Origin of the sequence: Gracilibacillus thailandensis, assembly GCF_010994055.1 — a bacterium.
Lineage (GTDB): Bacteria > Bacillota > Bacilli > Bacillales > Amphibacillaceae > Gracilibacillus > Gracilibacillus lacisalsi.
On sequence record NZ_WJID01000079.1, the window covers coordinates 1 to 9251 of the forward strand.

Genomic DNA, 9251 nt, shown 5'->3' on the forward strand with positions numbered 1-9251 from the left:
GATACCGCGGATTATATACTTTCTTTCCTTGTAAAAAAACCGAGCTTTTTTGCTCGGTTTTTGCTAGGCAATATTAAGTATTTGTATGGACTTGCTCTGGATGTTGTGGAAAGATATCAATTACAGTTCCAGTGTAGGCATCTACATAAAATTCATATGGAACATATTCACTATCGATATGCTTGGTAATGCCACCGTGATATACTTCGTATTCAAGACCATTTTTTTGTAATGGCTCCGACTTCATATAGATCCACGAACCACTAACTTCGTACTTCTTTTGAAAATAATCTTTTACAGCTTTCAATGCTTTTTCTGGTTTTATCCGTTGTTTTTCACTCTGTTGTTGTCTCAGAAAATATCCTAGCATGAAAGCAAAGCCTGCAATAATAATCGTATTCTTCTTATTCATCGTTTCACTCCATCCATTTAATTAAGTTAAATGACGAAACATACATCTTCATCTTAAGGATAATAATAGAAAAAAAGCAAGTAAAAAGCTATGCAGGCTTAATTTTCTTTTAAATGTATAATGCTTTTCGTATAATAATTAATAATGATATAGTGTATGAAAGAAAGGATGACGATAAATGAATAACGAAACATTAGAGCTTTTTCGAACGTTGACAGAACTTCCGGGTGCTCCAGGTAATGAGCATGCAGTTAGAAAGTTTATGAAACAAGAGTTAACGAAATATGCTGATGACATCATTCAAGATAGGCTAGGTGGGGTTTTTGGTGTGAAAAAAGGCCAAGGTCCAAAAGTTCTTGTTGCAGGTCATATGGATGAAGTAGCGTTTATGGTGACACAGATAACAGATAACGGTATGATTCGCTTTCAGCCTTTAGGAGGCTGGTGGTCACAAGTGCTACTATCCCAACGAGTGGAAATACATACAGAAGATAAAAAGGTGATTGGAGTAGTTGGCTCCATTCCACCACACAATCTTACACAAGCTGAGCGTTCCAAGCCAATGCAACAGAAAAATATGCTAATTGATATTGGGGCAGATAATAAAGAAGACGCAGAGCAAATCGGGATAAAACCTGGTCAATCTATCATTCCTGTTTCAGAATTTACGCCAATGGCTAATGAGAAGAAAATTCTAGCGAAAGCTTGGGATAATCGTTATGGCTGTGGTTTAGCGATAGAATTGTTAAAGGAATTGCAAGGTGAAACTGTACCAAACCAACTCTTTGCTGGAGCTACTGTTCAAGAAGAAGTAGGTCTTCGTGGCGCTAAAGTTGCGGCCAATATGATTAAGCCGGATATTTTCTATGCATTAGATGCTTCACCTGCTAATGATATGTCAGGAGACGATAAAGAATTTGGTCAGCTAGGGAAAGGGGCACTCTTGCGAATTTTTGATCGATCAATGATCACACACCATGGAGTAAGAGACTTTGTTTTAGATACAGCAGAAAGTAACAATATTCCGTATCAATATTTTATTTCTCAAGGTGGAACAGACGCTGGCAGTGTTCATTTATCGAACCAGGGGGTTCCTTCAGCAGTTATTGGTATTTGCTCTCGCTATATTCATACACATGCATCCATTATTCACGTAGACGATTATCAAGCAGCCAAAGAATTGTTAATCAAACTGGTAAAACAAACAGACCAAAATGCCGTTGATGCAATTTTAGGTTAATGGGTGCCACTCATGAACATTGTAGTAGGATCGCATAATAAAGCAAAAGTAAATGCAGTAAGGCGTATATTCGCGGAAGCAGCTATTAAAAGTGCTGATGTTCCATCGGGAGTAAATGCGCAGCCGAAATCGGATATGGAGACAATGCAAGGGGCAATCAATAGAGCGAAAGCATGTAAGCAAATAGAAGAAGGTTGCTATGGTATCGGTCTCGAAGGCGGAATTATGCAAATGGATGATCATTTGTTTTTATGTAATTGGGGTGTTCTAGTAACACCACAAGATCATTTATATATGGCAAGTGGAGCAAGGATCCCTTTACCAGATAAAATTGCTCAGCCTTTATTAGATGGGCAAGAATTAGGAGATGTCATGAAAGAATGGACAAATATACATGATATTCGACATCATCAAGGTGCGATTGGCATTTTTACAGATTCACATGTGTCGCGTGAAGATATGTTTACACATGTAGTAAAGCTTCTGGCAGGACAAGCGCAATACCAACGCAACAGTAAATAAATGGCATGAATTTTCTCTTGTGAAATAACGAAAAAATAGTATGATAGTAAAAGGGGGAAAATAGGACTAAAATATCAGGAGGATTTATATGAAAATGGAGAAATCTGGTTTGGTAGTTGTTTGCTTATTAATTGTTTTTTTAATAGGAATGAGTTTATATACAATCAAACCAACTGAGGAAGTCTTATCAGAAGCTGTTGAAGTAGCAAAACAACAATTCCAACAAAGCGCAAAAGACCAAAATCAACAAGTAGATAACTTTTCTTTATATGTACCAGAAGGATTTGATGTAGAAGAACAAACCGCTAATAATTTGATACTGACGAAAGAAGAACAAAAATTCATCTTATTTTATAATGCGTTAGAGTCGCAAACGAGCAGGTTGAACTATGAAGCAGCAAAGGAAGAACTTGATCATGAGTGGTTAGTTTCCTTTGAGGACCAAAATCGTTTCGGTTATATTAATATAGTGGAAGAAGAAGAGCAATTTGAAGTACAATTAGGTGTTGGTGGTGTGAAAGTTACGACTATCAGTGCGAAAAGCGAACTAGAGCAAGATGTTAAAGATATGATGGATATCGCCAACTCTATAGCATATGAAGAGACAGGAGCATCGTAATATGAGAACTTTACAATCAGAACAAGAATTTGAACAGTTACAAAATGAAGAAAAAGTAATCTTTTTATTTTCAGCCGACTGGTGTCCGGACTGTCGAGTTATTGAGCCGATATTGCCTGAAATAGAAGAGAAATATCAGGACTATCTATTTGTATATGTTGATAGAGATCAATTTATTGATATTTGTGTGAACAATGATATTTTCGGCATTCCTAGCTTCTTAGCTTATGATCATGGAAAAGAATTAGACCGTTTTGTAAGTAAAAACAGAAAAACACAAGAAGAAATCGAAAATTTTATTGAAAAATTAGCATAAATCATTTGCAAAGAATCTATCTGAATGGATAGATTCTTTTTGCTGTGATCAACATAAATTGCGATAGTATATACTGCTTAAATTAGGGATAGGGCGGACATTTGTTCCGCTATTTGTGACAAAAGCGGCGATTTTGGCTTACCTGCGGACATCTATTCCGCTATTCATCGAAAAGAAAGCTGATTTACGGCTAAATTAAGCGAATAAGGGATTAAACGTCCGCCACTACCGAAAAACAAATGTTATTCTGGCAAATAAGGCACTAAATGTCCGGTTAGCACGGAGGCAAACTCATTGGTGTTCAATAGTTGAACGGGGGATTTCGCGTTTTTCGCCATGGGAAAGAAAGGATACTTGTTTTATAATGATTATTAGTGATTTCCATGTCCTATCTTGCACTTTCATAGGTATAATAACCCAATTTGTCAATGCATAAAGCGAATATCCCCCACTTTACCTCCCGTGGGAATCGTTTGGCCTGAAGATCCACTTTCTTATAGCAGATTGGTTATTTTTCATTTCTATAAAAAAGTGTTACAATACCATTTAGTGTTTTCTTCCGCAAAAGGAGGACGAAGATAATGAAAATGACTTCAATAAAAATGAAAAGAAAACTTGATGAATTATTCCAGCGTGATGACTGGCGAGTCTCGTTTAATCGAGATAAAGACGTCTATCGCGTTGAGTGGAAGGACACCAAACAAGGTGTTTCGATAAATATTCCTAATGTAATTGCAAAATATGAACGAAGAGGCGATGTAGCACTGGAGGAATTACAATTCCATGTGAGCGAGTCGCTCAAAATGATGCATGAGGAACACGAGCTTGAAGGGCAGGAAAAGCAAATCTATCCTGTTATTCGTGCTACATCATTCCCAAAGAAAACGAAGGCCGGTACACCTTTAGTTTATTCAGAACATACGGCAGAGACGAATATCTACTATGCCTTAGATTTAGGGACAACGTATCAGTTAATTGATGAAAAGATGTTAGCAGAACAAGGCTGGTCATATGAAAGGTTAAAAGAAATATCCTTGTTTAATATTCGTTCTTTATCTGTTTCACCGAAAAAAGATACGGTGGCAGACAATGATTTTTATTTTATTGCAACACAGGATGGATATGATGCTAGCCGTATATTAAATGAGGCTTTCTTAGAAGAAATGAAAGCTAATGCACTTGGAGAGGTAGTTGTAGCTGTCCCTCATCAAGACGTATTGATTGTAGCAGATATCAAAAATGAAACAGGCTATGACATTATTGCGCAAATGACGATGAAGTTCTTTGCTGAAGGACGAGTGCCGATTACTTCATTACCGTTCATCTATGAAGATAAGCATTTAGAACCAGTGTTCATCTTAGCAAAAAATAAACCAAAAGAATAAGAGAGGAATAAGAAGCGATGTTTGTTTACTATAATCAAAAAGGTATTGGAGATGTATTACTATTTCCCGTTAAAAATAGTGAGAAAGTAACATTTGAATCGTTTGGAGATGTTGTCAAAATCATCGATGAAACGACAAATGAACTTGTTGGATATAATATTTTCCATGCTTCGAACTATTTCACTGATTTATCAGAAGGCAAAATAAAATTATCGGAAGAACTGCTTGGAGAAATGAAAGAAGCATTTAAACAAAATAACCTGACAGATCCACTAGATTTAGATTTGTCGCCTAAATTTGTTGTCGGTTATGTCAGTGAGATCAAACCTCATGAAAATGCCGACAAACTACGTGTCTGTCAAGTTGATGTTGGCAATGATCAGTTACAAATCGTTTGTGGAGCACCGAATATAGACCAAGGGCAAAAAGTAGTTGTAGCAAAAGTAGGGGCTATTATGCCAAGCGGATTGGAAATTAAGCCGACTAAACTAAGAGGTGTAGACTCTCATGGTATGATATGTTCACAAAAAGAATTAGGTTTGCCGAACGCACCACAAGAAAAAGGAATCTATGTATTACCAGCTGATCAAGAAGTAGGTAATGAGTTTCAATTTTAGAACCTTTGTCTCCGGACAAGGGTTCTTTACATGTTATAACGTGATTTTTCAAAAAATATAACTATTACAAGGAGCCTTTTCATGATAAAATAGGGGAAGAGTTCTCGATTGTAGAATCGTACATAAATTAGGAAGAGAGCGTGAACGTACGATGTGGAAAAATATAAAAAAAAGATGGGAACACTTATTTGAAGAGAACGAGCCAGAATTAACGAGTGAAAAAAAACCTTTACAATATAAAACGATAGAAACGAAAATGGCATATAGGTATCCAAAAAGTCATACAACTGACACCATTTTAAAAAGAAAAACTGTACATAAAGATAATCATTCGTTAGATCAACATCAGGAAGAACATGCAGAGTACCAAGATAAACAACAGCCTTTTAGAGCACAGGACGTACCATCACCTGTACATGGTTTTCGAAGTCGTTCTAAACGTGTAATAGAGGCCGATCAATCGTTGTTGGATAACCATGACGAATCGATAACGGAAAAACAAACAGACACTTCAGAAAAAGAAAAGGTCGAGGATGAACCAATTGTAGAAGGTGAATCTCGATCAGCGTCAACTCCACCTGTTATCGAAGAGAAAAAGCAGCAAGACAATGAAATGAAATCTAGTAAAACAGTTGAGATATCGAAAGTAATGGAAACTAGGAAAAAAGATAAAAGTGAACGTAAAGCCAGTGTGAAACCGATAAATGTGATGATGACGCCTCGTGATAAATGGAAACACCATAATCAACGGAAGCAACCAACACAGCAAAATAAGGCTAATCATCACGCAACTAAAGGCGATACACAAATACAAAAATCAGTGCCTATTCACTTGCTCAATGATGTGGAGCAAACCGAGCAACAACATGATGGTTGGGTTAATGAACAAGCGGAAAAATTACAAACAACCTTACGTTACTTTAACATAAAAGCGAAAGTCGTTGATAAGACACAGGGGCCGTCTGTGACCCGCTTTGAAATTCAACCGGAACCAGGTGTGAAAGTAAGTAAGATTAAGAATTTAAGTGATGATATCAAATTGAATTTAGCTGCAAAGGATATTCGGATTGAAGCACCTATTCCTGGGAAAAACACCATTGGAATTGAAGTACCTAACTTGAATCCTGAGCCTGTCTTTTTGCAAAAGATGTTAGAGAGTAATACATTTCAAGAAAGCACATCACCGTTAACTGTTGGACTTGGCTCTGATATTGAAGGTCAATCGGTTGTTACAGACCTGAAGAAAATGCCGCACGGGCTTATCGCTGGTGCAACTGGCTCTGGTAAAAGTGTATGTATCAATACCATCTTAATTAGCTTGTTATATAAAGCGAATCATGAAGAAGTGAAATTTTTGTTAATTGATCCGAAAATGGTTGAATTAACACCTTATAATGATATCCCACACTTGGTAGCGCCTGTGATTACGGATGTAAAGGCAGCAACCTCTTCATTAAAATGGGCTGTTCAAGAAATGGAAGACAGATATGCCAAGTTTGTTGAAGAAGGTGCGAGGGATATCAATCGCTATAACGAGAAAATGAAACGACAAAATCGACCAGAAGATCACATGCCATATATTGTCATCGTGATTGATGAGTTAGCAGATTTAATGATGACCTCTCCACAAGATGTGGAAGATGCGATTTGTCGAATTGCCCAAAAGGCAAGAGCGTGTGGTATTCATTTGCTTATAGCTACACAAAGACCATCTGTAGATGTTATTACAGGTTTAATAAAAGCTAATATCCCTAGTAGAATTGCATTTAGTGTATCTTCACAAGTAGATTCCAGAACTATATTAGATACAAATGGTGCGGAGAAATTACTAGGTAAGGGTGATATGTTATTTGTCGAGAATGGATCTGGAGAAACTAAAAGGATACAAGGTGCTTTTGTATCTGATGATGAAATAGAGAGAATTACTAACTATGTCAAGCAGATTGCAAGCCCAAACTATTTATTTGAGCAAGAGCAACTAATCCAGCAAGTTTCCTCCAGTGAAGATACAGATGAACTCTATCAGGAAGCGGTTGAATTTGTGCTCGATTATAATGGAGCTAGTGCTTCCTTACTACAACGTCGATTTAAGATTGGATATAACCGTGCCGCAAGATTAATTGATATGATGGAGGATAACGGTATTATTTCTGGACAGAATGGAAGTAAACAACGAGAAATATTAGTATCTCGTCATGATGTCATGAATAATAATTAATTTGAAGTAAAAATGTTTATCAATAGTTCAAAATGATTAATGAACATTCAACAACGATTCCGTATATAATGGCAGAAAGTGAGACTTTCATCCAGTGAGACTTTTTATTTCCTCACAGATGGTCAGCGCCGTGATAGATACTTTTTAACGTAATAAATATGCATAAAGACTTGACACAAACCGAGATTTATTAGAAGATAATTTCTTGTGTTATATAAATTCTAAAAGATGATTAGAAAAATAATCATGATGAGACGAGTTAATTTTATCATTGATTTTGGAGGTTCTGTTTTATGAAAATTTACCATTTTATTGGTATTAAAGGGACAGGAATGAGCGCCCTGGCACAAATCCTTGCAGACTCTGGTGAACAAGTACAGGGTTCTGATATTGAAAAATATATATTTACACAAGATGCTTTAGAAGGTAAGAACATACCAATATTACCTTTTTCAGAAGATAATATTAAAGAAGGTTTAACCATTATTGCAGGAAATGCCTTTAAAGATGATCATGAGGAAATTAAAAAAGCAAAAGAATTAGGGCTTCCATTCTATCGCTATCACGAGTTCTTAGGTGAATGGATTAACCAATATACAAGTATTGCGGTTACAGGTGCACATGGAAAAACATCTACAACCGGCTTGCTTGCTCATGTTCTAGATCAAGCTTGTCCAATTTCCTATCTTATTGGAGACGGAACCGGAAAAGGTGCAGAAGACAGTGAGTATTATGTATTTGAAGCATGTGAATATCGACGTCATTTCTTAGCGTATAAGCCAGATTATGCGATTATGACAAATATTGATTTCGATCATCCGGACTATTTCAAGGATATTGACGATGTGTTTGATTCTTTTCAACAAATGGCTGATAACGTAAAGAAGGGTATTGTTGCTTGTGGGGATGATGAGTATCTACAGGCAATCCAAGCAAAAGTACCTGTGCTTTATTATGGTCTAAATGACACGAATGATTTTTGTGCAAAAAATATTCAAATAGATGAAGAAGGTACGACGTTTGATGTCTTTGTACGTAATAACTATTATGACACGTTCCAAATTAAAGCATATGGAAACCATAATATATTGAATGCGTTAGCTGTCATTACCATATGTCATTATGAAGGTTTCACAGCGTCTCAAATTAAAGAGATTGTATCATTTAAAGGGGTAAAAAGAAGATTTTCAGAGAAACAATTTGGAAATCAGATTTTAATTGATGATTATGCACACCATCCAAAAGAGGTAGATGCTACGATTGAAGCAGCTCGCAAAAAATATCCTGAAAAGGAAATTGTTGCGATATTTCAGCCTCATACCTATTCTAGAACGAAAACCTTTATGAATGAATTCAGTGAAGCTTTATCCCAAGCAGATGCTGTATACTTATGTGATATTTTCGGGTCTGCAAGAGAATCTCAAGCAAACTTATCGATTAATGATTTGAAACAGTTAATCGAGCAGAGTGAATTATTGGATTTAGACAATATTCATCTTTTAGAAAATCACCAAAATAGTGTGTTAGTCTTTATGGGTGCAGGAGATATTCAGAAATATCAGGAAGCATATGAAAAAAGGTTAAAATAAGAAGGATTCGACCATCTTTTGTCTATTTCATTAGAAAACGTATGAAAAAGAAGGGGGAATCCTTCTTTTTTTATAAGTAAATAAAGTATATAATCCGTGGTATCAACGCATTTGTAAGCAGAGTAGCCATTTTGAAATAGCATGTACAGGAAACCATCGCTGCGGCTGTCCACTTCCCTTTCCACGGGATTTTCGCCTAAGCTAACTTTGGTAAGCAAAGAGCGCTTACCAAAGTGGATCTTAGTCGAAAATCATCCCGTAGGAGTGGAAGTGGACGGCCTCCGCTATGAAACTGTTCTACAACATTTGTGACTGCTCACTTCTCGAGCTTTC

General features: G+C 36.4%; 9 protein-coding genes. 8 read left to right on the plus strand and 1 reads right to left on the minus strand.

What is annotated here, in order from left to right; all coding sequences use genetic code 11:
• Positions 1-73: 73 nt before the first annotated feature.
• Positions 74-412: a PepSY domain-containing protein gene (locus GH715_RS18650; RefSeq protein ID WP_153836718.1), complete on the minus strand. Its 339-nt coding sequence runs from the start codon at positions 410-412 to the stop codon at positions 74-76.
• Between the two features lie 178 nt (positions 413-590).
• Between GH715_RS18650 and GH715_RS18655 the strand changes: the two genes are divergently transcribed.
• The 8 genes from GH715_RS18655 (at position 591) to murC (ending at position 8918) form a co-directional block, all read left to right on the plus strand.
• Complete coding sequence (locus GH715_RS18655) at positions 591-1652, plus strand: M42 family metallopeptidase (RefSeq protein ID WP_153836719.1); 1062 nt, start codon at positions 591-593, stop codon at positions 1650-1652.
• Between the two features lie 12 nt (positions 1653-1664).
• On the plus strand, positions 1665-2174 hold the full coding sequence (locus tag GH715_RS18660) for a DUF84 family protein (protein WP_153836720.1): 510 nt from the start codon (positions 1665-1667) through the stop codon (positions 2172-2174).
• A gap of 88 nt (positions 2175-2262) precedes the next feature.
• The gene (locus tag GH715_RS18665; RefSeq protein ID WP_153836721.1) at positions 2263-2793 is read left to right on the plus strand and encodes a hypothetical protein; all 531 of its coding nucleotides are present in this window, start codon (positions 2263-2265) and stop codon (positions 2791-2793) included.
• A gap of 1 nt (position 2794) precedes the next feature.
• Entirely contained in the window at positions 2795-3109 is a 315-nt protein-coding gene (locus GH715_RS18670; protein ID WP_153836722.1) for a thioredoxin family protein, read from the plus strand.
• Positions 3110-3690: 581 nt separating this feature from the next.
• Positions 3691-4494, plus strand: a complete 804-nt coding sequence (locus tag GH715_RS18675) for a DUF1444 domain-containing protein (protein WP_153836723.1) — start codon at positions 3691-3693, stop codon at positions 4492-4494.
• A 17-nt stretch (positions 4495-4511) separates the two neighbouring features.
• Positions 4512-5111 carry a YtpR family tRNA-binding protein gene (gene ytpR, locus GH715_RS18680; RefSeq protein WP_153836724.1) on the plus strand — a complete coding sequence of 200 codons (600 nt, stop codon included), beginning with the start codon at positions 4512-4514 and terminating at the stop codon, positions 5109-5111.
• Positions 5112-5262: 151 nt separating this feature from the next.
• Positions 5263-7329: a DNA translocase FtsK gene (locus GH715_RS18685; protein ID WP_153836725.1), complete on the plus strand. Its 2067-nt coding sequence runs from the start codon at positions 5263-5265 to the stop codon at positions 7327-7329.
• A 293-nt stretch (positions 7330-7622) separates the two neighbouring features.
• On the plus strand, positions 7623-8918 hold the full coding sequence (gene murC / locus GH715_RS18690; RefSeq protein ID WP_153836726.1) for a UDP-N-acetylmuramate--L-alanine ligase: 1296 nt from the start codon (positions 7623-7625) through the stop codon (positions 8916-8918).
• The last annotated feature ends 333 nt before the right edge of the window (positions 8919-9251 follow it).

Bases quoted from the DNA above. Each gene is read 5' to 3' on its own strand.
- GH715_RS18650 (WP_153836718.1), bottom strand. From the start codon at position 412: ATGAATAAGAAGAATACGATTATTATTGCAGGCTTTGCTTTCATGCTA.
- GH715_RS18655 (WP_153836719.1), top strand. From the start codon at position 591: ATGAATAACGAAACATTAGAGCTTTTTCGAACGTTGACAGAACTTCCG.
- GH715_RS18660 (WP_153836720.1), top strand. From the start codon at position 1,665: ATGAACATTGTAGTAGGATCGCATAATAAAGCAAAAGTAAATGCAGTA.
- GH715_RS18665 (WP_153836721.1), top strand. From the start codon at position 2,263: ATGAAAATGGAGAAATCTGGTTTGGTAGTTGTTTGCTTATTAATTGTT.
- GH715_RS18670 (WP_153836722.1), top strand. From the start codon at position 2,795: ATGAGAACTTTACAATCAGAACAAGAATTTGAACAGTTACAAAATGAA.
- GH715_RS18675 (WP_153836723.1), top strand. From the start codon at position 3,691: ATGAAAATGACTTCAATAAAAATGAAAAGAAAACTTGATGAATTATTC.
- ytpR (WP_153836724.1), top strand. From the start codon at position 4,512: ATGTTTGTTTACTATAATCAAAAAGGTATTGGAGATGTATTACTATTT.
- GH715_RS18685 (WP_153836725.1), top strand. From the start codon at position 5,263: ATGTGGAAAAATATAAAAAAAAGATGGGAACACTTATTTGAAGAGAAC.
- murC (WP_153836726.1), top strand. From the start codon at position 7,623: ATGAAAATTTACCATTTTATTGGTATTAAAGGGACAGGAATGAGCGCC.